The sequence below is a fragment of the Allobosea sp. 05T433 genome (genome assembly GCF_056396065.1).
Window position 1 is genome coordinate 25201 of record NZ_JBFTKS010000024.1, and the last position, 23660, is coordinate 48860.

The 23660-nt window shown below is 66.1% G+C and carries 20 protein-coding genes; 5 read left to right on the forward strand and 15 right to left on the reverse strand.

The features are described 5' to 3' along the window. Positions 1–33 precede the first annotated feature (33 nt). Positions 34–2427 carry a transketolase-like TK C-terminal-containing protein gene (locus tag AC1DGP_RS26320; protein WP_441507421.1) on the reverse strand — a complete coding sequence of 798 codons (2394 nt, stop codon included), beginning with the start codon at positions 2425–2427 and terminating at the stop codon, positions 34–36. Between the two features lie 124 nt (positions 2428–2551). Here AC1DGP_RS26320 and AC1DGP_RS26325 point away from each other — a divergent pair, with 124 nt between their 5' ends. Beyond that, a complete protein-coding gene (locus AC1DGP_RS26325) occupies positions 2552–3034 on the forward strand; it encodes an Lrp/AsnC family transcriptional regulator (protein WP_043242082.1) in 483 nt (160 codons plus the stop codon). Between the two features lie 85 nt (positions 3035–3119). On the opposite strand, the gene AC1DGP_RS26330 is transcribed toward AC1DGP_RS26325, so the two are convergent. The 7 genes from AC1DGP_RS26330 to AC1DGP_RS26360 form a co-directional block, all read right to left on the reverse strand. Beyond that, positions 3120–3887 carry an ABC transporter ATP-binding protein gene (locus tag AC1DGP_RS26330; RefSeq protein WP_441492743.1) on the reverse strand — a complete coding sequence of 256 codons (768 nt, stop codon included), beginning with the start codon at positions 3885–3887 and terminating at the stop codon, positions 3120–3122. Next, the gene (locus AC1DGP_RS26335) at positions 3884–4897 is read right to left on the reverse strand and encodes a FecCD family ABC transporter permease (RefSeq protein ID WP_441507422.1); all 1014 of its coding nucleotides are present in this window, start codon (positions 4895–4897) and stop codon (positions 3884–3886) included. The genes AC1DGP_RS26330 and AC1DGP_RS26335 overlap by 4 nt, the downstream gene beginning before the upstream one ends. 4 nt (positions 4898–4901) lie before the next feature. Beyond that, positions 4902–5936: an iron ABC transporter substrate-binding protein gene (locus AC1DGP_RS26340; protein WP_441507423.1), complete on the reverse strand. Its 1035-nt coding sequence runs from the start codon at positions 5934–5936 to the stop codon at positions 4902–4904. Then, the gene (locus AC1DGP_RS26345) at positions 5923–6408 is read right to left on the reverse strand and encodes an SAM-dependent methyltransferase (RefSeq protein ID WP_441507424.1); all 486 of its coding nucleotides are present in this window, start codon (positions 6406–6408) and stop codon (positions 5923–5925) included. Before AC1DGP_RS26345 ends, AC1DGP_RS26340 begins: the two co-directional genes overlap by 14 nt. Positions 6409–6419: 11 nt before the next feature. Continuing rightward, positions 6420–7238 (reverse strand): molybdate ABC transporter substrate-binding protein, encoded by an 819-nt coding sequence (locus AC1DGP_RS26350; RefSeq protein WP_441507425.1) that lies wholly within the window; start codon positions 7236–7238, stop codon positions 6420–6422. A 310-nt stretch (positions 7239–7548) separates the two neighbouring features. After that, positions 7549–8337, reverse strand: a complete 789-nt coding sequence (locus tag AC1DGP_RS26355) for a hypothetical protein (protein WP_441492738.1) — start codon at positions 8335–8337, stop codon at positions 7549–7551. A 64-nt stretch (positions 8338–8401) separates the two neighbouring features. Next, positions 8402–9535, reverse strand: coding sequence for a DSD1 family PLP-dependent enzyme (locus AC1DGP_RS26360; RefSeq protein WP_441492737.1), 1134 nt, complete (start codon positions 9533–9535; stop codon positions 8402–8404). Between the two features lie 143 nt (positions 9536–9678). On the opposite strand from AC1DGP_RS26360, the gene AC1DGP_RS26365 reads away from it, so the two are divergent. Then, the gene (locus tag AC1DGP_RS26365) at positions 9679–11499 is read left to right on the forward strand and encodes an ABC transporter ATP-binding protein (protein WP_441507426.1); all 1821 of its coding nucleotides are present in this window, start codon (positions 9679–9681) and stop codon (positions 11497–11499) included. A gap of 12 nt (positions 11500–11511) precedes the next feature. Here the strand turns inward: AC1DGP_RS26365 and AC1DGP_RS26370 are convergent, their stop codons facing one another. The 3 genes from AC1DGP_RS26370 to AC1DGP_RS26380 form a co-directional block, all read right to left on the reverse strand. Further along, entirely contained in the window at positions 11512–12081 is a 570-nt protein-coding gene (locus AC1DGP_RS26370) for an invasion associated locus B family protein (RefSeq protein WP_441492735.1), read from the reverse strand. 113 nt (positions 12082–12194) lie between these two features. Next, positions 12195–13238: a GTPase ObgE gene (obgE, locus tag AC1DGP_RS26375; RefSeq protein WP_441492734.1), complete on the reverse strand. Its 1044-nt coding sequence runs from the start codon at positions 13236–13238 to the stop codon at positions 12195–12197. 45 nt (positions 13239–13283) lie between these two features. Beyond that, on the reverse strand, positions 13284–14150 hold the full coding sequence (locus AC1DGP_RS26380) for a LysR family transcriptional regulator (RefSeq protein ID WP_441492733.1): 867 nt from the start codon (positions 14148–14150) through the stop codon (positions 13284–13286). A gap of 105 nt (positions 14151–14255) precedes the next feature. On the opposite strand from AC1DGP_RS26380, the gene AC1DGP_RS26385 reads away from it, so the two are divergent. Continuing rightward, positions 14256–15167: a DMT family transporter gene (locus AC1DGP_RS26385; RefSeq protein ID WP_441492732.1), complete on the forward strand. Its 912-nt coding sequence runs from the start codon at positions 14256–14258 to the stop codon at positions 15165–15167. Positions 15168–15325: 158 nt separating this feature from the next. Here the strand turns inward: AC1DGP_RS26385 and AC1DGP_RS26390 are convergent, their stop codons facing one another. From AC1DGP_RS26390 to AC1DGP_RS26400, 3 genes are read right to left on the reverse strand one after another with little or no spacing between them, the layout of a single operon-like run. Beyond that, positions 15326–18550, reverse strand: coding sequence for an efflux RND transporter permease subunit (locus tag AC1DGP_RS26390; protein ID WP_441492731.1), 3225 nt, complete (start codon positions 18548–18550; stop codon positions 15326–15328). Between the two features lie 13 nt (positions 18551–18563). After that, positions 18564–19763 carry an efflux RND transporter periplasmic adaptor subunit gene (locus AC1DGP_RS26395; protein ID WP_441492730.1) on the reverse strand — a complete coding sequence of 400 codons (1200 nt, stop codon included), beginning with the start codon at positions 19761–19763 and terminating at the stop codon, positions 18564–18566. A gap of 20 nt (positions 19764–19783) precedes the next feature. After that, positions 19784–20425 (reverse strand): TetR/AcrR family transcriptional regulator, encoded by a 642-nt coding sequence (locus AC1DGP_RS26400; RefSeq protein ID WP_441492729.1) that lies wholly within the window; start codon positions 20423–20425, stop codon positions 19784–19786. Positions 20426–20662: 237 nt separating this feature from the next. On the opposite strand from AC1DGP_RS26400, the gene AC1DGP_RS26405 reads away from it, so the two are divergent. After that, on the forward strand, positions 20663–21466 hold the full coding sequence (locus AC1DGP_RS26405) for a glutamine amidotransferase (protein ID WP_441507427.1): 804 nt from the start codon (positions 20663–20665) through the stop codon (positions 21464–21466). Further along, the gene (locus AC1DGP_RS26410) at positions 21463–22704 is read left to right on the forward strand and encodes an NAD(P)/FAD-dependent oxidoreductase (protein ID WP_441507428.1); all 1242 of its coding nucleotides are present in this window, start codon (positions 21463–21465) and stop codon (positions 22702–22704) included. The genes AC1DGP_RS26405 and AC1DGP_RS26410 overlap by 4 nt, the downstream gene beginning before the upstream one ends. 159 nt (positions 22705–22863) lie before the next feature. Here AC1DGP_RS26410 and AC1DGP_RS26415 read toward each other — a convergent pair whose 3' ends face one another. Beyond that, positions 22864–23649, reverse strand: a complete 786-nt coding sequence (locus AC1DGP_RS26415) for a succinate dehydrogenase iron-sulfur subunit (protein WP_069878688.1) — start codon at positions 23647–23649, stop codon at positions 22864–22866. Between the last annotated feature and the right edge of the window lie 11 nt (positions 23650–23660).

The following is a 23660-nucleotide window of genomic DNA, read 5'->3' on the forward strand; positions in this document are numbered from 1 at the left end:
CGCCTTGCCTTGCAAGGACTGATACCCCCCCGCCTACGGCAGCGCCTTCAGATAGCGCACCGGCCGGCCTGGCGCCGCGGCCTGCGCCGCATGCACGATCGCGTTCGCGTCGATGCCGAAATGCCGATAAAGGTCGGCGACGGTGCCGGTCTGGCCGAAATGCTCGACGCCAAGGGCCTTCTGCTTGTGGCCGTGCACGCTGCCGAGCCAGGCCAGTGTCGCAGGATGTCCGTCGAGCACCGACACGATACCGCAATCGCGTGAAAGTTCGCCGAGCAACCGCTCGATATGACTGGTCGCGCCATGATTGCCGCGCTGTCGCGCCCGCTCGGCCGCCTGCCAGCCGGCATTGAGCCGATCTGCCGAGGTGATGGCGAGCAGGCCGACATCGCGCCGGTCTTCGCCGAGCAGCCCCACAGCCTCGATCGCCTCAGGCGCAACCGCGCCGGTATAGGCGATGACGACGGAGGCGTTCGGGCCGGGCTTCCTGAGCCAATAGGCACCATCGATGATGTCGCGCTCGAGATCGGCCGTCATTGCCCGTTTCGGCTGCTCGACCTGCCGCGTCGAGAGCCTGAGATAGACGGAGCCGCCGGTCTCATCGCGCAGCCAGGTACGCTCGTCGGGATCGCCCTCGCCATCCTTCTGCAGGTATTCGAAGGACCAGCGCATCATCACGGCGAGTTCGTCGACGAAGGCCGGCTCGAAGGCGCAGAGCCCGTCCTGGCTCATGCCGATCAGAGGTGTCGCGATCGACTGATGTGCGCCACCCTCCGGCGCCAGCGTCACACCAGACGGCGTCGCGACCACCATGAAGCGCGCATCCTGGTAGCAGGCATAGTTCAGCGCATCGAGCCCGCGCGAGATGAAGGGGTCGTAGAGCGTGCCGATCGGGATCAGCCGCTCGCCGAAGATCGAATGCGAGAGGCCAAGCGCCGAAAGATTGATGAAGAGGTTCATCTCGGCGATKCCGAGCTCGATATGCTGGCCCTTCGGCGAGAATTCCCATTTCTGCATCGAGGGAATGCGCTCGTCCTTGAAGGTATCGGCCATCGAGGCCCGGGCGAACAGGCCGCGCCGGTTCACCCATGGCCCGAGATTGGTCGAGACGGTGACGTCCGGCGCGGTGGTGACGATGCGGTCGGCCAGGGGGCCGCCGAGCTTCGCCAGCTCGTCCAGCACCTTGCCGAAGCCCATTTGCGTCGACATCGTCGCCTGGATGCCGGCCTCGAGTTTCGCGGGCACAGGCAGCGACGGTGCCGAGAAGCGACGGCGCCCCTCGGAGAAGAAGGGCACCTTGTCGAGATAGCTGCGGAGCGCGGCTTCGGGCAGCGACAGCCCTTCAAACAGGTCCCACTCATGGCCGGGGCGGATCGTGTTGGCTTTCTTGAAGCCGTCCATCTGCTCCTTGGTCATCAGCCCGGCGTGATTGTCCTTGTGCCCAGCAAGCGGCAGGCCAAAGCCCTTCACGGTATAGGCGAGGAAACAGACCGGCCGGTCGTGATCGATGCCCTCGAAAGCTTCGAGCAGCGAGGGCAGATCGTGGCCACCGAGATTGCACATCAGCTTCGACAGCTCGGCGTCGGAGCGGCTCTCGATCAGCGTCGTCACAGGCCCTTGATCGCCGAGATCATCCATAAGGCGCTTGCGCCAGGCAGCGCCGCCCTGGAAGGTCAGGGCCGAGTAGAGCTGGTTCGGGCAGGAATCGATCCAGGCCTTCAGCCGCTCGCCACCCTTCTCCTTGAAGGCGGCCTGCTGCAGCGAGCCATATTTCAGCGTCACGACATCCCAGCCGAAATTGCGGAACATCGTCTCGAAGCGGTCGTAGAGCCCCTCGCGGATCACCGCGTCCAGGGACTGGCGGTTATAGTCGATCACCCACCAGGTGTTGCGGACGCCGTGCTTCCAGCCCTCCATCAGGGCTTCGAAAATATTGCCCTCGTCGAGCTCGGCATCGCCGATCAGCGACACCATGCGCCCATCCGGCCGGCTTGCGCCCCAGCCATGGGCCTTCACATAATCCTGGGTCAGCGAGGAGAAGAGCGTCTGCGCGACGCCGAGGCCGACCGAGCCGGTCGAGAAATCGACATCGTCGATATCCTTGGTGCGCGAGGGATAGCTCTGGGCGCCCTTGTATCCGCGAAAATTCTCCAGCTTCTCGCGGGTCTGCAGGCCCATCAGATAGTTGATGGCATGGAAGACCGGCGAGGCATGCGGCTTCACCGCGACCCGGTCCTGCGGCTTCAGGGCCGCCATGTAGAGCGCCGTCATGATCGTCGCCAGCGACGCGGACGAAGCCTGATGCCCGCCCACCTTCATCCCATCGCCGTTATCGCGAAGGTGGTTGGCGTTATGGATCGTCCAGGAGGCGAGCCAGAGAATCTTCTTCTCGAGTTCGGCGAGAATCGGCAGACGGGGATCGGTCATTTGGCTTCTCTCGATACGGCAAAGCCATCATGCACGCTTCCGGCAGCGATTTTTGCCAAAGATCGCCGACGATGCTTTCCATCTTAGCGCTTTCCGCTAATCCTGCGAACGAAAGCGAGACAAGATGCCAGACTATAAACTCGACGATATCGACCGGCGTATCGTCCAGGCTCTCCAGGCCGATGGACGCATGAGCAATCAGGACCTGGCCGAAAAAGTCGGGCTTTCGCCCTCACCCTGCGCAAGGCGGGTTCGCCTGCTGGAGGAGGCGGGCATCATCGAGGGTTATGTCGCGGTCGTGAACCAGGACAAGCTCGGCCTCCCGGTCTCGGTCTTCGCCTCGATCAAGCTGGAGCGCCAGCGCGAGGAGGAACTCGACCGCTTCGCTGCGGCGGTGACACGCTGGCCGGAAGTGGCCGACTGCTACCTGATGACCGGCCCGCGCGACTATCTGCTCCGCATCATCGTCAGCGACCTCGCCGCCTACGAACGGTTCCTGAAGGACAAGCTGACCCGGCTCGACAATGTCGCCTCGATCGAATCGAGCTTCGCGCTCGGGCAGGTCAAGCGCTCCTTCTCGGTGCCGGTTGAGCTGGGGCGGGGATAGCCAGGCCAGCGACCGGCCACGCCGACGCTCGATCATATCCTTCTGGATGCCTTCTGGCGGCCCCCGAGGCCACGCTCGGACAGCTCTATTCGCCCGGCAGGAACGCGACGCGGCCCGCGTCGTCCCGCACCGTCTCGATCCCGACGCCGTAGAGCTCCATCAGGCGCACCGGCGTCAGCAAGTCCTGCGCGATCCCGCTCGCCAGCATCCGCCCCTCGCGAATCATCATGACGCGGTCGGCATGCCGCAGCGCCTGATTGGGGTCGTGCGTGGTGAAGAGCACGCCCAGTCCTTCGGCCGCGAGGCGCCTGATCTGCGCCATCACCTTGCCCTGGTTGCCGAAATCGAGGCTTGCGGTCGGCTCGTCGAGGATGACGTAGCGTGGTTCCTGCGCCAGCGCGCGGGCGACCAGCACGAGCTGGCGCTCGCCGCCCGAGATCTGCGTGTAAGGGCGCTCGGCCAACCCCGCGATACCGAGGCGCTCCAGCATCGCCATCGCCACCTCGCGATCATGCCGCGAGGGGGCGGCGAACAGCGCGCCATGAGCGGTACGCCCCATCAGGACGACAGCGAAGACCGAGAAGGCGAAGGTTCCGGCATGTGCTTGCGGCACGTATCCCAGCGCTCGCGCCCGCTCTGAGACCGTCAGGCCAGCAAGCGGCTGCTCGTCAAGGGTGAGCCCGCCGGCATGTGGCGGCAGAAGGCCGAGCAGGGTTTTCAGCAGGGTCGTCTTGCCGCTGCCATTCGGCCCGAGCAGGGCAAGCACCTCACCCGCCCGCAGGGCCAGCGTGATCGCCCGGCCGATCTGGCGCTCTGGATAGCCATAGGCGAGATCGACGGCACTGAGGCTCACGACCAGCCTCCACGCGCCGACGCAAGCAGCCAGATGAAGAAGGGCGTGCCGATCACCGCGGTGAGGATGCCGAGCGGCGTCTCGACCGGGCCGATCGTTCGCGCCAGCGTGTCGATGATCAAGAGGTAGCCGCCGCCGAGGATCGCGGCGGTCGGCACGAGCTTGCCGAAGTCGGGCCCGACGAGAAACCGCGCGAGATGCGGCACGACGAGGCCGACCCAGCCGATGATCCCCGCCGCCGCAACGCTCGCCGCCGTGACCAGCGTCGCGGCCGCGACGATGGCAAGGCGCAACGGGCCGGTGTTCAATCCGAGCGCCCGCGCCTCCTCCTCCGGCAGCGACATCACGTTCATGCGCCAGCGCAGGGCGATCAGAACCACCGAGCCGAGGGCGACCGGGCCGAGCAGCGGCAGGAGATCGGGCTTGGCGGTCCCGGCAAGGCTGCCCAGCAGCCAGAAGGTCATGGCCGGGAGCTGATTATAAGGATCGGCCCAGTATTTCACGAGGCCGATTCCGGCGCCAAGCAGCGAGCCGATGACCACGCCGGTCAGGACGAGCGCCAGCACCGGGTCGCCGCGCCGGATGGTCGAGCCGACGACATAGACGGCGCCGACCGCGATCAATCCGCCGATGAAGGCTCCGAGCTGGATGCCGACGATGCCGAGCGAGAAATAGATGCCGACCACCGCGCCGAGCGCCGCGCCAGACGAAGCGCCGAGGATATCGGGCGAGACCAGCGGGTTGCGGAACAGCCCCTGGAAGGCCGTGCCGGCGATCGCGAGCGCCGCCCCGCAGAGCATGGCCGCAATCACGCGCGGGCCGCGGATATTCCAGATCACCGTTTCCAGCTGCGGCGGCAGGCCCGACGGCTGACCGCTCACCCCCGCCCAGAGGATGCGCAGCAGATCACCGGGCCCGACCGGGAAGCGTCCCAGCGCGAAGGCAAGCACGACGCCGAGCGCGAGCAAACCGAAGGCGAACAGGGTTCCGCGCGCGAAGGATGGCGACAAGGGGCTAGCCTCGCCCAGCCAGGACACGGTCGAGTTGCGCGTCGGTCGGCGTCACCTGATAGAATAGCGTGTGGAATTCGCGGGCGAGCGGGCGGATATCCTCGGGGAACTGGGCGGGATAGAGCAGCTTCGCCAGCCACCACAGCCCGATCATCCGGTTGACCGAAGGCGGGAAATCGACCCAGCCGAAAGGCAGCTTAGGGGAGAGATGCACGCGGCGATCGCGCACCGCCCGGACATTCGCCCAGGCAGGATCGCTGGCGACGCCATCGGCGAAGGCCGGATCGATGGTGACGATCACCTCCGGATCCCAGGACAGGATCTGTTCGAGCGAGACATTCGCAAGCCCGCTGCCCGGGGTCTCTGCCGCGACATTGCGCGCGCCGAGGAAGGAGAGCGTCTCGACATTGATCGAGCCGCCGAGCCCCGTCTCGAGCCCGCGTGGGCCGCGCGCGTAATAGACCGAGGGACGCTTCTCCCCGGGAATCGTGGCGATACGCCCCTTGATCGTCGCCATTGCGGTCTCGCACCAGCGCGCCAGCGTCTCGGCGCGTTCGCCGCGCCCGGCCAATTGGCCGAGGATGCGATAGCTCGCCGGAATCTGCTCGAAGCGACCATCCAGCAGCGCATAGGGAATGCCGGTCTGTTCCTGCACCCGCATTGCCAGCTCGACATAGGTTCTGCCCGTCGAACCGGCATCGACGATCAGGTCCGGCTTGAGGCCGAGCACCGCTTCGAGATTGGCGCTGTTGCCGCGCCCGGTGATGCGACCGACTTCCGGCCTGTCGCCAATTCCAGGCAGCAGGAATTCGCGCTCCTCCGCGCGATTGGCGCGCGGCCAGCCGAGCAGCAGATCGGGCGCAAGCGTATAGAGCGTGATCGCAGCAGGTGGCCCCGCCGGAAAGGCGCGTTCGACCCGGACCGGAATGGCGATTTCACGCCCGGCGCCATCGCGCACGGTTGCAGCACGCGCAATGCGCGGCGCGGCGAGCGTCGCGGCAAGGCCGCCCAGAACGGTTCGACGGTCAGGTCCGCGCATGATCATGCTCCGTGCCGGCGCCCGCTTGCGGGCAGCGGTTCGGTTTGATGTCGAGAAGCGGAGTGCCGTCGACGCAGTCGAGCCCGCGCACCCGCAGCGCGCCCTCCTCCACCCCAATGAGCCTGACCCGCGACAGGGCGATCGGATTGGGCCGGACCGGCGAGCGCAGTGCAAAAGTGCCGAGGATCTGGCCGCTGGATTTCGGGCTCTGGGTCAGCAGATCCCTTCGGGCCAGGTTCATCCAGTACAGCAGGTCGAGATATGCGCAGGCTTCGACGCCGGCCAGCGCCGGCCACCAGGTCGCATCGACCTCGACATGGCAGATGGGCCCTGATTCCGGGTCTCCACGACGCGGGCATTGATCGCGTGAGGCGAAGGGCGTGCGCAGGCGGCCGATGAAGACGAGATGCGCATCCTGCCGATCGGGCAAGGCAGCGATGGTCTCGCCCCGCCGCGTCGCCTGCCAATCCATTGCCAACTCCGTCACTTCGACCCGCTATGTGGGAGCGCCGGCGCGGCAAAGCCGTGTTTCGCCAGAATCTCCTGCCCCGCCCGCGACAGGATGAACATGGCAAGCCGGTAGCCGTTTGGCGAGGCCTTGCTCATCACGGTCAACCCGTAATCGGCCCCCACCGCGAGCGCAGCCGGCAGCCGGACCAGCGTCACGCCGGGCTGCTCCCGGGCGAGTGGCTGGGTATTGGTGCAATAGGCCAGGAAGATGTCGGCCTCGCCACTGGCAAGCTTGTAGCCATAGGCATTGACGTCGTCAGGGGCGGCAACGCTGCTCGGACCGCCCGTCAGCTGCAGTGCCTTGGCCTCGAGCGCCGCCCTTGCGCCCGGCTTCAAGGCCTCGGCCCGCGCGAAGACCTCGAAAGCGTAATCGCCCGAAGGATCCGCTTTCGGCGTCGAGGTGCCGAGCCTGATGGATGGATCGAGCATGCGTTCCAGCAACGTCTCGGCGGTGACCATCAGGCCCGGCCGAACGAAGGCGCAGAGCTCGTTGCGCGCGAAGAGCACGACCGGCCCGGCCAGGCCCGCGTCCGCCAGTGCAGCCGGGTGGCCCATGTTGGCGGAAGCGAACACCTCCGCGGCTTCGTCCTTGGCCAACCGCTCGCGCAGCAATCCCGAAGGGCCATAGGCAGGTTTGACCTGAACCCCGGTCGCGGTCTCGAATGCCTGCGCCATCTCGGTCAAGGCTGCTCGCAAGCTCCCGGCGGCGTGCAGCAGGGCCGGCTGCTGCGGCTCACCGGTAGAAACCGTGTCCTGCGCCATCAGACGCTCGGCGACGACGAGAGTGCGCATAGGCTGATGCATCGGCCTGCATCGCTTTGCATGAGAAGGGCTGCGGCCGGTCGCCCCTGCCATGCGGCGATCGCCTTCTGCCCTTCGGGGCTGATGAACCGATTCACGCCAACCTATCCGTCATTGATCGGGTCTCATGCGGGACTTGGCCAAGCCCCGCGCTCTGACAGGGTACTCGTTGACCTGTGGCTTGTCGCCATTAGCGACGCTGCATGCTCCGTCACGGTGCGGGTGCGGCCGGTCCTATCGCCATCGATGGTCGGCACTGCGCCGCCCTCGGTGCTCGCCCGGCCCAGGCTGACACGAACGGTCAGAGTTCGTGCGTCCGGAAATTCCTCCAGGCGCAGACGCGATGAACATATTCGCGGTCGCTTTCAGCCTCGCCAAAGGGCGCGACGAGCCAGTCCCAGCGTTCATCCGGCGGCGGTAGCGGGACACGGCGCGCCAGATCCAGCCGGTCCGTCACTGTGCCATCGCGGTCGTGCTCGAGCATCTCGACATCGCTGATCAGGCAGACACGTCCCGCGAAGCGCGCAAGGTCCTGGAGATGCCAGGCGATGCAACGCGCCGGCAGATCATCCGGAAGGGCGGTTGCGCGGTCCCCGTTCTCCTCGAGCCAGTCCTCGATCGGCCAGGCGAGCTGCGACATCAGGTTAGCCGAGATTACCAGATCGACCTCCTTGTCCGCACTGAGATCGGCCAGCGGGTCGCTACGCCCCTGGCTCTCCCCCGCAAGCCAGTTCATGACGCCAGTCAGATCACGCGTCACCAGCTCGACATTGCGGCGCAGCGCCATGCGCAGCCTGACCTGGGGCAAATGGACCACGTCGATCAACACGACGCGCTGAAAGCGTGCGCAGAGCAGGTCGAGAGGCACATCGCGCACCAATCCCGAGCCGAGCACGATGGCCGTGCGGTGGCGTCCGAGCTCGCGGACGATCTGCGCGACGACCGCCTGACAGCGCTGGTGGTGCGGTGTCCAGCCTTTGCGCTGGCGTCGCCCGCGCGCCCAGAGCGCAGTGCTCTCCCGCAACAGGCCAAGCTGCCGCGTCATCCGTCCGACCGGGGTCGCAAGGGTCAGCAGGAACTCAGCCAGCATCGGGGCCTGCGTCCGAAACATGGGAAGCGAATTTCGGACGCAGCCATACGCAGTCCCTGTGTCCTCAGGTCAGCGCGCCACGCCCCGCAACTGGCCAAAGCGTCTCGACATGCGCATCGGGACCGTGCAGCCCGCGCACGCCGACATACCAGTCGTGCAGGTTCACCGTCGGGTCGCAATGGCCCGGAATGAGCAGGATGCGGTCGCCGCGATGCGGCAGCGCGATCGGATCACCGGTGAGCACGCCATGCTCGTCAGAGGGTTTGGTGTAGATGACGCCGTCGCGCTGGAACGGCATCGGCATGCCGGAATCGACCGCCGCCGCCTTGTGCCCGGCATCGACGATGGCACGGTCCGGCACGGGCTTGCTCATCACCCCGGCGAGGACGAAGAGCGCGTGTTCGAAGGCCCTGAAGGGGGTGCCGTCCGCCTGCCGATTGCGCGCGTAATCTGCATCCATGAAGATGTAGGAGCCGGCCTGAATCTCGTTCCAGATGCCGGACTGGCTTTCGAGCTCATAGGTACCGGTGCCGGCGCCGCTGACATATTCGCAGGTGAGGCCTGCCTGCCCGAGGCGCTCCACCGCGTTGCGGGCGAGCAGCCCGGCGCGCTCGATCGCCTCGCGCCGCTCGTCGATCGAGCGCATGTGCTGGGCAGCACCGTGATAGGCTTGGATGCCCGTGAAGCGCAGCGAGTTGCTGCGCGCGACCGCCTCGGCGATGCGGACGGCTTCGCCGACTGCGACGCCACAGCGGCGCCCGCCAATATCGAGCTCGACCATAACGTCGAGCATCACGTCGTGCCGCGCAGCCGCCTCCGCCGCCTCGCGCACGCCCTCGGGATGATCGACGCAAAGGCCGATCCGTGCGTTGCGCGCCAGCTTGGCGAGCCGATCGAGCTTGGCTGGACCGACGATCTCGTTGGTGACCAGAACATCGCCGACTCCGCCCGCGACGAGAATCTCGGCTTCGGAGACCTTCTGGCAGCACTGGCCGACGGCGCCATGCGCGATCTGAAGCAGGGCGATATCCGGGCTCTTATGGGTCTTGGCATGAGGACGAAGACGTACGCCATGGGCCTGCGTATAGGCGGCCATGGCGACGAGATTCCGCTCGAAGGCGTCGAGATCGAGAACGAGCGCTGGCGTGTCGATCTCGGCGAAGCTCTGGCCGATCTGGGCCGGCGGGGGCGCGGGCATGAGTATACGCTATCTCCGGAATCAGTTGCAGCACTGTGGCTATGGGACGCCAGCTTCGTGTCTGGAACAAGACCGGAGCGCGAGGAACGCCCCCGCCGCCAAGCCAGTGGCATATCGCGGTCGACCATGTTAGGCCCCGCGCCATGAAGATCGGCCGCGTTACCGACGACACCTTTGCGCTCTTCGCCCGCGTCTGGCGCGAGCGAGTCAACGCCTACCTGCCCCAGATGGCGATGATCCTGGCACTAGTGGTGGTGATCGCCGCGACAACCAGCTTCTACCCGCTTCTGATCAAGGCAGCCTTCGACGCCTTCGCCGACCCCCTATCGGCGGAAGCGACGGGCTTCGTGCGCCGGATGGAGCGTCTCGTTTCGAAGTCGATCGGGATCGAGATCGGCGTGGTCAACGCCGTTGCGGTCGTCGTCGTCATCGTCACTGCGATCAAGGGCTTCTCGCTGCTTACGCAAACGGTGATGACCAACAGCGTGGTCAGCCGAATCGAAGCGGATATGCAGTCCGCGCTCTACGCGCATCTGATCGACGCCGACCTTGCTCAGCTCCAGCGCGAGAACCCCGCGTCGCTGACCCAGCGCTTCACCACCGACTTCACCTATGTGAAGGAGGCACTGACCCGGATCATCAACATCGCCGTGCGCGATGTGATGACCTCCATCGCACTGGTCGGGGCCCTGCTCTGGATCGATTGGCAGATGACCCTTGTCGTTCTGCTGATCGCGCCGATCGTCGCGCGCCCGATCGGCCGGATCGGCAAGAAGTTGCGCCGCATGGCGATGTCGCAGCAGGAGCAGACAGGCATCATGGCAAGCCTCGTCACCGAGAGCCTGCAGGGTGCCCGCGTCGCCAAGACGGACTCGCTCGAGCCCTATCTCAAGGCGCGCGCCGCGCATGCCTTCGAGACGATCCGCTCGCTCAAGATGAAGGCTGCCAATGCCCGCGGCCGGCTCGATCCTCTGCTCGAGGTCGCCGGCGGCATGGCGGTCGCCGGCGTCCTTGCCGCCATCGGGGTCAGGATCACGGCGGGCACCAGCACGATCGGCGATTTCACCGGTTATGTCTCGGCGCTGCTGCTCGCGGCGCAGCCGATGCGTTCGCTCGGCAACCTCAACGCCATCCTGCAGGAGGCCGGGGCCTCGCTGAAACGCTACTATGCCCTGATCGACGAGAAGCCGTTGGTCACCGAGCGCCCTGGAGCGCAGCCCCTCAAGGTCGGTGCCGGCGAGATCGCCTTCCGGCACGTTCGCTTTCGCTATCGCGATGATGCCCGCGCCCTGGAAGGCATCGATCTCGTCGCACAGGGTGGCAGGATGACAGCTCTGGTCGGTCGCTCCGGCTCCGGCAAGTCGACGCTGCTCACCCTGGCGCCGCGCCTTTACGACCCGAACGAGGGCCGCATCGAGATCGACGGACAGGATCTGCGCGACGTCACTCTCGCCAGCCTGCGCGGCCAGATCGGTGTCGTCAGCCAGGATGTCATGCTCTTCGACGATACCGTGCGGGCCAACATCGCCTTTGGCCGGCCGGGAGCGACCGAGGCCGAGATCATGGCCGCCGCCAGGGACGCAGCGGCGCATGATTTCATCATGGCCATGCCCGATGGCTACGATACGCAGGTCGGCGAGCGCGGTTCGAAGCTGTCCGGCGGTGAACGCCAGCGTGTCGCCATCGCGCGGGCCATCCTGAAGGATGCGCCAATCCTGCTGCTCGACGAGGCGACGAGCGCACTCGACACCGAGTCAGAGCGGCTCGTCCAGCAGGCGCTCGCCCGGCTGATGAAGAACCGCACGACACTGGTGATCGCCCATCGCCTCTCGACCGTGCGCGAGGCCGATCTCATCGTCGTGCTGGAAGAGGGCCGGATCGTCGAGACCGGTAGCCATGATGCTCTGATCGAGCATGACGGCACCTATGCCCGGCTGCACCGGCTGCAATTCACCGAGAACTGAAACGCGCCGATCTCAGGGCTCGCGGGCAAGCGCGTCCACTGCGGACTGAAAGCCCTTGAACGAGAAGGGCAGCACGACGGCGCGGTTAGCACCATCCTGATAGCGAAGCTGGCCAGCCTCGCCAAAGCCGCGCCAACGCTTCAGCAGGTCGTCGCTCACGTTCACCTCGGCGAAGCAGCCGCCGGGAAGGCAGCGCTGGAAGTCGGCAAGCGTCCCCTCGTCCTTCTCTCCGAGCGCAAGGCGGATACCGGCCTTGGCGCCGAGGCTCACATTCGGCGGCACCTGCACCACGAGCTTGTAGGGTTCATTGCGCACCGGCCGCCCGAGCGCGATCAACGCCACCGGGCCGCGCTGCCCCTGCACCTCGAGCGTCTGCACGATCTCGCAGATCCGGGTCCCGACGCCCTGCTGGCAGCGATGGGTCCAGTCGCCATAGGTCGCCGTCGTATTGTCCGGCTGCGAAACGCCGCCAGGAGCGGCCGGAGCCTGTGCACTCGCGGAAGGACGCTGCGCCTGGGCAAGGGCTGCGCCACTGAAGATCACGACGGAAACGAACGCGAGAGGCCTAAGCTTCGAAATCACCTGACAAGTCCCCCTTTGACGGTAGCCATGACTTAGATGGTGGCGCGCGTTTCCACGCAAGCCGTTTGGAGCTCGCTGGGAACGGTCGTCAACATCCCGTGGCGAATGACCGGTTATGGGCGCCAGCCGGTTTCCAGCGCCGGAGCATCGGCCTGGGCCTCTTCCTTCCGAGCCTCTTCGACCACCGCGAAGAGGGCGCGCAAGGCATCGTCGACGCCCTGGCCAGACGCTGATGACAGCACGATCGGCGCGCGCTTGGCGGCCCGCTTCAGCCGCGCGACCTGCTCCTTGAGCAGCTCCGGGCTCAGGGCGTCCACTTTAGACAGCGCCACGATCTCGGGCTTCTCGGCCAGGCCCTCGCCATAGGCCTCGAGTTCCTCCCGAACGGTCTTGTAAGCCTTGCCGGCGTGCTCGCTGGTGCCTTCGACCAGATGCAGCAACACGCGGCAGCGCTCGATATGGCCGAGAAAGCGATCGCCGAGCCCATGTCCCTCATGCGCTCCCTCGATCAGGCCAGGAATATCGGCCAACACCATCTCGCGCCCATCGACCCGCACGACACCAAGGCCGGGATGCAGGGTGGTGAAGGGGTAATCGGCGATCTTCGGCTTTGCAGCGGTAACCGTGGCAAGAAAAGTCGACTTGCCGGCATTGGGGAGGCCGACAAGCCCGGCATCGGCGATCAGTTTCAGGCGAAGCCAGACCCAGCGCTCCTCTCCCGGCAGGCCCGGATTGGCATGGCGCGGCGCCTGGTTGGTCGAGGTCTTGAAATAGGCGTTGCCGAAGCCGCCATTGCCGCCCTTGCACAGAACGAAACGCTGGCCGGATTCGGTCAGGTCGGCAATCAAGGTCTCACCGTCTTCGTCGAAGACCTGCGTACCCGGCGGCACCTTGAGCACGATCGGCGGGCCATTGGCGCCGTGCCGGTCCTTGCCCATGCCGTGTTCGCCGATCCTGGCTTTGAAATGCTGCTGGAAGCGGAAGTCGATCAGCGTGTTGAGCCCCTGCACGCATTCGATCACGACATCGCCACCGCGTCCGCCGTCGCCGCCATTGGGGCCGCCGAATTCGATGAATTTTTCACGCCGGAAGGAGACGCAGCCCGCGCCGCCGTCACCGGCCTTCACATAGATCTTGGCTTGGTCGAGGAATTTCATTGCTTCTCAGTAGTGGGCCGCGGGCCGAAGGGCAATGCGGGCGGCTCACGCGGCAAGCCGTGGCGCGGCCATTTCTTCGCGAAGCGCCTGTGCAAAGCGCCGGGCCGCGAGACTAGGGCTAGGCGCGACGATGAGACCGACCGAAAGCTCGAACAGCGGTGGCAGGCCCTCGGCGGCGCCAAGCCGGCGCAGGCTCGGCGGCACCGCACTCTCGGTGATCGCCGTGACGCAGAATCCGGCCTCGACCGCGGAGATCACTCCCGCCGTATGCGAGGAGGAAAAGACCAGCCGATGCGCCCGCCCTGCCCCGGTGAGCGCCGCCAGGACACGAGGGCGCGCCCGGCAGCCTTCGGAAAATAAAGCGAGCGGCAGAACCTCCTGCAATTCCGGGCGATGACCGCGCGCCGCAACCCAGACCAGCGGCTCGCGGCGCAGCGTTTCTCCCTTTGGCCGGACCGGATCCTGCGTGATCACGGCAATATCGAACTCGCCGGCCGCAAGCGCAGGCTCGATCCGTTTCGAGAGATCGCAACGCAGTTCCAGCTCGACACGCGGATGCTCGGCCGCAAATCGTGCGATCAGCGGACGCAAGTAGGCGTCGACATAATCGTCGGGCACGCCGACGCGCAGTCGCCCCGTGGCTGCCTCGCCGCCCAGATCAGCCAGCGCTTCGCGCTCGACCGCGAGCAGGCGGCGGGCATGACCGATCAGCCTTTCGCCGGCGTCGGTCGGTGTCACCCCACGCCGCGAGCGCTCGAGCAGCTTCTGGCCCAATTGCGCTTCGAGATCCTGGATGCGGACCGAAACCGCCGATTGCGTGCGGCCGAGCCTGACGCTCGCTGCCGTGAAACCGCCGGTCTCGGCGACCGTCACCAGCATATCGAGCGCCGCCAGATCGAAATGAGTCGCCATCGCCTCGCTCCATCGGAATTTCGAATGGAACGATGAGAATAATCCGTTTTTCCGATTGAAGGAAGCACCCTATATCGCCGGCACTGCCCGTCGCGGATGACCCTGATGACCACCCCGAGCCTCGCCCTGTCACGTCCGGCTGCACCCGGCCTTGCCATGTTCGTCGCCCTGATGACTGGCGCGACCTGCATCGGCTTTTCCGGCATCTTCGTGCGCTATGCCGATGTCGGACCGGCCGCCGCCGGCTTCTGGCGCATGCTCTTTGCCCTGCCCGTGCTCGCAGCCTGGACCGCGTTCGAACAGCGCAAGCCCAGATCGGGGGCCGCGCGCTCGGGGAGCTGGTGGCCGATCGCGCTGGCCGGGTTCGCCTTCGCCGTCGACGTGACGCTCTACAATGCCTCGCTCGGCTTCACGACGATCGCCAACGCCTCGCTGCTCGGCAATCTCTCGCCGGTCGTCGTCGTCCTGGCGGCCTGGCTCCTGCTCGGTGAGAAGCCGACCGGGCGCATCCTCGGCGCGCTGTTGCTGGCGATCGGCGGTGCGTTGATGCTGGTGCTGCCGAAATTCGCGTCTTCTACGGCCGCGGCCAGTCCGGGCAGCATTTTCGGCGACAGCCTGGCGGTCGGAGCAGCCTTCTCCTACGCCATCTACATCATCGCCATTCGCCGGGCCCGGGATTTTGCCGATGCCGGGCGCATCGGCCTGATCTCCAGCGCGCTCTGCGCCGTCTTCTGCATCGCGGTCGCGATCCTGCTTGGCGAAACCATCCTGCCGCAGAGTCTACAGGGCTGGCTTGCGGTCATCGCGCTCGGACTCGTCTCGCATGCGCTGGGCCAGGGTTTGATCACGCTGGCGCTCGGCCAATACGGCGCCAGCGCCGCCTCGCTGGTGATGGTCTGGCCGGCACTGGTCAGCGTTCTCGCTGCCTGGGCGATCTTTGCCGAGCAGCCCTCGCCCGCGCAGGCCTTTGGCGGCGTGGCGATTCTGGCAGCCGTTCTGCTGGTGCGGAAGGGCTGAGATTTGCTGCCGGACCTGGCCCCGCCCCTCTGAAGCGGCCTGAGATTGCTCCCCCAGCCGCGGAGCACAGCAGGGTTCTGCGGCCCGACCTCGAAACTATAGACGCAAAGCCGCTTCCGCTCGGCTCCGTCCTGCCCGTCGTGTCCTGCCCGTCGACCCTACTCCGCCGCAAGCCGCGGCGGCGGCAGCTTTCCACTCATCGCCTTGGCGCTGGCTTCGCCGGGCGATTCCTCATCCCCCATGGGCTCCCAGGCCGATTCATCCTCCGGCTTGCTGAAGAAGCGGCCGAAGAGCCAGCTGAAACCACGGCCGATATCGTCCATCACCGTGTAGAAGGACGGCACGAAGACGAGGCTGAGCACGGTCGAGACGATCAGACCGCCGATCACCGCGATCGCCATCGGCGCGCGGAACTCGCCGCCATCGCCGACGCCATAGGCGGAGGGCAACATGCCCGCCGCCATCGCGATCGTCGTCATCACGATCGGCCGGGCCCGCTTGCGCCCGGCTTCGAGCAGTGAGGTGATCCGGTCCTTGCCGCGGGCGACCTCCTCCACCGCGAAATCGACCAGCATGATCGCGTTCTTGGTGACGATGCCCATCAGCATCAGCAGGCCGATATAGACCGGCATCGAGACCGGGTTATTGGTCGCGAGCAGCGCAATCACCACGCCGCCGAAGGAGAGCGGCAGCGAGAGCAGGATGGTCACCGGCTGGGCGACCGAGCCGAACAGCAGGATCAGCAGCGCGAAGACCAACATCAGGCCAGTCGTCATCGCCGTGATGAAGCCCTGCACGACCTCGCCCTGGATCTCGGCGTCACCGGTGGCGGCAATCCTGACGCCCGCCGGCAGTCCGACCTCTTTGACGATCTCGTTGAAGGTATCCTGCGCGGTGCCGAGTTCGAAACCACGTTTCAGGTCGGCGCCGATCGCAGCCCGTCGGACGCGGTCATAGCGGTCGATCGAGCTCGGCCCCTCGCCGAAGCCGATATCGGCCACCGCCGTCAGCGGAATCGAGACGCCGCTCGTATTGGTGACACGCAGGGCGGCAATATTCCGGATGTCGGCACGCGCTGCCTCATCGAGCTGGACACGGATCGGCACCAGCCGGTCGCCGGCATTGAACTTGGCAAGATTGGCACCCGCATCGCCGATCGTCGCGATGCGCACCGCTTCCGAGATTGCCTCCGGCGTGACGCCGAGCGTTGCTGCCTGCTCGAGTTTCGGGGTGACGCGCAGCTCCGGCCGGCTGAGTGAGCCAGCGGTCGCGACATTGAGGTAGCCGTCGACCTGGCGCATGCGCGCCTCGATCCGGGCAACCGCCTCGTCGAGCGCATCGCCGTCCTTGGAGAGAATCGAGAACGCCATCTCGCGCTCGCCGCGCTCGTTGACATACCAGGCCCGGGCATCGGGGACGGTGGCGAGCTTCTCGGCGATGACGACCTTCAGGTCCTTTTGCTTGACCGCACGATCGCTCTTTGGCGTCAGCATGATCGTGACCGAGGCGCGCCGGACCTCGCGCTGTCCGGTCGGCGAGGCGCCACCGAGCACGAAGACATGCCTGACCTCGGGAATCGTCTTCAGCGCGTCGACGATCTGGTCGGTCGTGACGCGGGTTTCTTCCAGCGTTGCGCCCGGCGGCAACTCGACGCTGGCGACGACACGCGCAGTGTCCTCCTCCGGGAAGAAGCCCGTCGGCAGCAAGGCCGTCGCCTGGATCGAGGCGAACAGGAAGATGAAGCCGACCACCAGGGTCACATAGGCCATGTTGAATGGCAGCTTGCGCCAGCGCCCCGTCCCATCGAAACGCGGCAGCAACGGCAGGCGGATCCGCGCGAGAGTGAGCCGCAGCAAGCCGACATAGCCGCGCATGAACGGACCAGGCCTGTCATCCTCGTGCTTCACGGGTCGCATCAGATAGGCCGCCATCATCGGCGTGATCAGTCGCGCCACCAGCAGCGAGAACAGCACCGCGATGGCAACCGTCAGGCCGAACTGGCGGAAATACTGCCCGGCGATACCGCCCATGAAGGAGACCGGCGCGAAGATCGCGACGATGGTCAGGGTGATCGCGATGACCGCGAGCCCGATTTCATCGGCCGCCTCCATCGCCGCGCGATAGGGCGATTTGCCCATCTTCATATGGCGCACGATGTTCTCGATCTCGACGATCGCGTCGTCGACCAGGATGCCGGTGACGAGCGTGATTCCGAGCAGACTGACCAGATTGAGCGAGAAGCCCAGCATCTGCATCGCCCAGAAGGTGGGGATGGCCGAAAGCGGTAGTGCGATGGCGGTGATCAGCGTCGCGCGCCAGTTGCGCAGGAAGAGGAAGACGACGAGCACGGCCAGCGCCGCCCCCTCGAACAGCGTCTCCATCGCCGCCTGGTAGTTGCCATGGGTATAGGCGACGGCATCGTCGATCAGCTTCAGCTCGATCGACGGGTAGCGCTTGTTCAGCTCGTCGATGCGCGCTGCAACCACCTGCTTGACCGAGAGCTCGCTCGAACCCTTGGAGCGGAACACCGCGAAGGTGACGACGGGCTGCTTGTCCAGGCGACTGAAGGAACGCGGCTCGGAATTGGAATCCTCGACGCGGCCAAGCTCCTTCAGCCTCACCTCGCGGCCACCGGTGAGCGAGATCTTGGTCTCGGCAAGCTCTGCTACCGTACGTGCCCCGGCGAGCGTGCGAATCGCCTGTTCCTGGCCGCCAACCTCGCCGCGCCCACCGGCGAGGTCGACATTGGTCGCCCGAATCTGCCGGTTGACTTCGCCAGCCGTTGTCCCGAGCGCCAGCAACCGGTCGGGATCGAGCGAAATCCTGATCTCGCGATCGACGCCACCGTAGCGATCGACACGGCCAACGCCCTTCAGCCCCTGCAATTCGCGCGCAACGACATCGTCGACATGCCAGGAGAGTTGCTCCAGCGTCATGCCGGGCGACGATGCGCCATAGCTCAGGACCGACTGGCCCTCGACATCGATGCGCTGGATCACCGGCTCGTCGATGGTGCGTGGCAAATCCGCCCTGACCTTGGCGATGGCGTCCTTGACGTCGTTGACCGCCCGGTCGGTGTTCACCTCCAGCCGGAACTCGATCAGGGTGAGCGACTGGCCGTCGGTCAGCGTCGACATCACATGCTTGACGCCCGTGATGTTGGCGACCGCATCCTCGATGCGCTTGCTGACCTGGCTTTCAAGCTCCGCCGGCGCTGCGCCGGCCTGGGTCACTGAGACCGAGACGAAAGGCACGTCGATATTCGGCATCCGCGTGACCGGCAGTGTCGAAAACGACATCACCCCAAGCACGCAGAGCACCACGAAGAGCAGGATGGCCGGGACCGGTTTGCGGATCGACCAGGCAGAGAAATTGATGTTCATTCCGCCGGCCCCGTCAATTCGTCGCGATCGGGGTAACCGCGTCGCCGTCGCGCACGAAAGTGCCCGCGCGCGCGACCACGGTCTCGCCTTCGGCGAGACCGGAGGTGATCTCGATCCGGCCGTTTCCGGTCAGTCCCAGCGTCACCTTCTTGGTGCTGACCTTGCCGTCCTTGACGCTCTGCACCAGCGCTCCATTGCGCGAATAGGTGATGGCGGAGAGCGGTAGGGTGATGCTCGTCTTGCGCCCGGTTTCGATCACCCCGCGAGCAAAGGAGCCAAGCGCGACCGGCGGATTATCCTTAAGGGCGATTCGCACGCGCCCGAGCCGAGACGCCTTGTCGACCTGCGGTGCAATCAACCTGATCTCACCGACGAGCGGCTTCTGGGCTCCCGCCGGCGTGACTGCGACCCTCTGGCCGAGCTTAAGCGAGCTAAGTTCGACCTCCGCGACATCCGCCTCGAGTTCGATCGCACCATCGGCGATGATGCGGAAGAGGGGTTCGGTAGCGGCCAGGGGCGCCATGGCGCCAAGCTTGGCGCGGCGCTGGCTGACGATTCCGGCTGCGGGAGCCTTGATCTCGGTACGCGCGAGCTTCACGGCGATATCGCGCTCCTGCGCCTTGGCCAGCGCAAGATCTGCTGTCGCGATGGCAAGCGCATGCTGCGCCGAGTTGACGCGGGCGACCGTCGTCCTCGCCGCCGCGGACCGGAGATCGAAGGTCTCGATGCTGGCATTGCCCGAATCGCGCAGGGCCTTGGTCCGCTCGAAAGCATTCTCGGCCTGAACACGATTGGCTTCCGCTTCGCTGACCTGGGCCCTGGCCTGGGCGATCGCTGCTTCGGCACGCGCGATCTGTGCCTCGTTTTGGGTGTGAAGGACGTCAAGCGTCGTCCGAGAGAGGCGTGCCAGCACCTGGCCCGCCGTCACGCGGTCCCCCTCTTCCGCAAGGATCTCGACGAGCGCGAAGCCATCGATCTCTGGCGAAACCAGAACCTCGTCGCGCGCGATCATCGAGCCGGAGACCACGACGCTCTGCACGATTTCCGCGGTCGTGGCCGGGGTAACCGTCACGGCCGGGCCATGGGCGGGAGCCGTTGCCTGCGCGGCCGCGCTGGCTGGCGTCTGGGCCGAGGCCGAGACAGACGGCAGCAGCGCCAGGGTCAGCAGGGACAGGGCAGCCAGGCGCGTCAGCGCGAGGGGAAGCGGCAACATGGTGATAACCTTCGAATCAGTCATGGCTGATTTGTGTGTGGGGATTGCAGGCGCATTGCCTGAGCCAATCCGCGCATCGCGGTGAACATCGTCTCGGCAGCAGCTTCGGTGTCGAAATTCGGATCCAAGGCGCGCCGGCAGAAGAAGCCGTCGGCAAGCATCGACATCGCCTGCAGGAAGCGGACCTCGTCGAGATCGGCCGGCAGCTCGCCGCCGTCCTTGGCCGCGGAGACCGCGACCGTCAGGCCTGTCATGACCATGCCGTCGATATCGGCGCACATCGCCGCCATTTCCGGATTGCGTGCGGCTTCCGCCCAGATCTGCAACGCGATGATGGCCTTTTCGCGCGGCTCATCGACGAGATGCCGCCGCGCAAGTGCCTCGAGCTGGTCAAGGAGGTTGCCGGCGCGCGGATCAAGCGCCGCGAAATCTGCGACGATCGAAGCCCGGTCCCGCTCGGCCATCCCAGCGATGATCACGTCCTTGGAGGCGAAGTAGCGGTAAAGATTGCCCGGGCTCATGCCGGCCTCGGCCGCAACGTCATTCATCGTTGCGGCATGGAAACCGGCGCGCGCGAAGACGCGCTCCGCCGCATCGAGGATGCGCGAATGGCGCTCCGTCAGGGCGCGCTCGGAAGAGGCGAAGGCAAAGGGTGGTGGCAAACGAGGAATCCGAAATGAGAATGAACGTTCATTCTCATGACCTATCGTGAACTTGAAGTCAAGAAGCGTGCGCTCCCGGCGGAATCAGGGCGCCGCCATGCAAAAAACACCTGCGCGCCATGCAACCCTGGCGCATGAATTGCTTGCTCGGTCCCGCATGGAACCGCATTGTCAGTTCATGGATGGATGGTGCGCCACTGGGCGCGACCTTGGCGCGGGAGCGATCCGAAGCCCGTGATGAACGATCAGCCCTTTCGTCTCAGCGCTGCCCGCAAGCTCCGCTCCCCCCTTCGCCCCATCAGGAACAGGCCGGCACCGAAGCCTGTCCTGATCGTCCTGCACCAGGAACATTCGACCTCCGGCCGGGTCGGCCGCCTTCTGGCGGCGCGGGGGCACGCGCTCGATATCCGCAAGCCGCGCTTCGGCGATCCGCTCCCGGTGACCATGCGCGATCATGCCGGCGCCGTGATCTTCGGCGGCCCGATGAGCGCCAACGACCCCGATGATTTCGTCAAGGCCGAGATCGACTGGATCGGCACCTGCCTGAAGGAAGAGGCCCCCTTTCTCGGCATCTGCCTGGGCGCCCAGATGCTCACGCGACATCTGGGCGGCACCGTCTACACGCACCCGCAGGGCCGGGCCGAGATCGGCTATTACGATCTTGCGCTGACGGAAGCCGGGCATTCGCATGCGAGCGAGGCCGGCTTCGCCTGGCCCTCGACCGTGTACCAATGGCATCGCGAGGGCTTCGATTGCCCTAGCGGCGCCGAATGCCTCGCAACCGGGGGCGATTTCCCGGTCCAGGCCATTCGCTCGGGCCCCAAGGCCTATGGCATCCAGTTTCATCCCGAGGTGACCCCGGCGATGATGTGCCGCTGGTCGGTGCGCGCGCATGAGCGCACCCTGATGCCCGGGGCCCAGCTGCGCCATCAGCATCTCGAAGGCTGGTATCGCTATGATCCCGCCGTCAGGGCCTGGCTCGACGGCTTCCTCGACCACTGGCTGCACGTGCCGGTGGATGGAGAGACCTCCCTCGCATGACCCGTACCTCGCTTGTCCTCGGCGCCGGCATTGTCGGCGTCTCCTGTGCGCTCGCGCTGCAGAAACGCGGCTTCATGGTCACCCTGATCGACCGGCGCGAGCCCGGCAGCGAAACCTCCTACGGCAATGCCGGCGTGGTCAGCCCGACCTCCGTCGTCCCGCTCAACAATCCCTCGCTCTGGAAGAGCCTGCCGAACTATCTCGGCAACCAGCACGCTGCCGTGCGCTATCGCTGGGGCCACCTGCTGCGGAATCCCGGCTGGGTCCTGCGCTTCCTCGCCGAGACGCGCCCATCCCGTCTCGCGCCGCGCGTTGCCGCACTCCAGGGTCTGACGGCTCAGGCCCTGACCTTGCACAAGGCGTGGATGGCAGAGGCTGGAATCAGCCATCGCCTGCGTGAAACCGGTACGCTGAAGCTCTGGCGCAGCGAGGCCGGTCAACAGGCTGCCCGCACCGAGCAGCAGTGGCTCGAGGATCATGGCTTTCGTGCCGACTATCTCGATCGGCAGGCCCTTTCGGCGGTCGAGCCCGATCTCAACCCGATCTTTTCGGCCGGCCTGTGGTTGCGGGACAACGGCTCGGTCGACTGGCCGCAGGCCGTGGTCGCAGCCTATGCGGCGCTCTTCGCCGCGCGCGGCGGCAAGATCGTCCGCGCCGCCGCCTCAGGGCTCTCCAGGACACCCCAGGGCTGGCGCGCTACGACCGATTCCGGCAGCTTCGATGCCGGAATCGCCGTGGTCGCGCTCGGCCCATGGAGCACCGACCTGCTGCACCCGCTCGGGCTGAGCGTCCCGCTCAATGTCGAGCGCGGTTATCACCGCCATTACAAGGCAGGCGACGGGCGCAGCCTTTCGCGCCCGTTCTACGACGTCGAATCCGCCTACTTCCTCGCGCCGATGGAAAAGGGCTACCGTCTGACCAGCGGTGTCGAGCTCGCAAACCGGGATGCGCCTTCGAATTTCGCGCAGATCGACGCCGTCCTGCCACGGGCGAAGGAAGCATTTGACCTGACCGAGGCGACCGAAGCCACGACCTGGCGCGGAGCCAGGCCGACCCTGCCCGATTCATTGCCGATGATCGGGGAAGCGCCGCGGAATCCCGGTCTCTGGCTCGCCTTCGGCAGCCAGCATATCGGCTTTGCGACGGGGCCCGTCACCGGCGAAATCCTGGCTGCGCAGATCTGCGGCGAGAAGCCGATCGCCGATCCGGCCCCATTCGCGCCGACGCGATATCTCTGATCCCGAGGATCCGGTCGCGCGCCCAGGCGAGCCCGATATCGCCAATCAGTCTCCGGCGCATCGGGCGAGAGCCGAAGCCTCTCCCCGAAATGCGCCCAGGACGCCTAAGCCGGCGCAGGCCGTCGCGTCAGACGACCACCCCGTCGAATGAGTGGCGCCTCAGACCTGCCGCGCCACCATCATCTTCTTGATCTCTGCGATCGCCTTGGCCGGGTTCAGGCCCTTCGGGCAGGCATTGGCGCAGTTCATGATCGTGTGGCAGCGATAGAGCCGGAAGGGGTCTTCCAGGTCGTCGAGGCGCTCGCCGGTGGCCTCATCGCGGGAGTCGATCAGCCAGCGATAGGCCTGAAGCAGCACGGCAGGACCGAGATAGCGGTCGCCATTCCACCAGTAGCTCGGGCAGGACGTCGAGCAGCAGGCGCAGAGGATACACTCATAAAGGCCGTCGAGCTTCTCGCGGTCCTCCTTGCCCTGCGCCCACTCCTTCTCCGGCGCCGGCGTCGTGGTCTTGAGCCAGGGCTCGACCGAAGCGTGCTGCGCATAGAAGCGTGTGAGGTCCGGCACCAGATCCTTGATCACCGGCATATGCGGCAGCGGATAGATCGCGACCTTGCCCTTCGAGCCGCACTCATCGATGCCAGTGGTGCAGGCCAGCCCGTTCTTGCCGTCCATATTCATGGCGCAGGAGCCGCAGATGCCCTCGCGGCAGGAGCGCCGGAAGGTCAGCGTCGGGTCGATCTTGTTCTTGATCCAGATCAGCGCGTCGAGGACCATCGGTCCGCAATCCTCGCGGTCGACATAATAGGTGTCGGTGCGCGGATTCTCGCCGGTATCCGGGTTCCAGCGATAAACCTTGAACTCGGTCAGCTTCTTGGCGCCGGCCGGCTTCGGCCAGGCCTTGCCTTCGGTCAGTCGTGAGTTCGCGGGGAGATTGAATTCGGCCATCGGTCAGATCG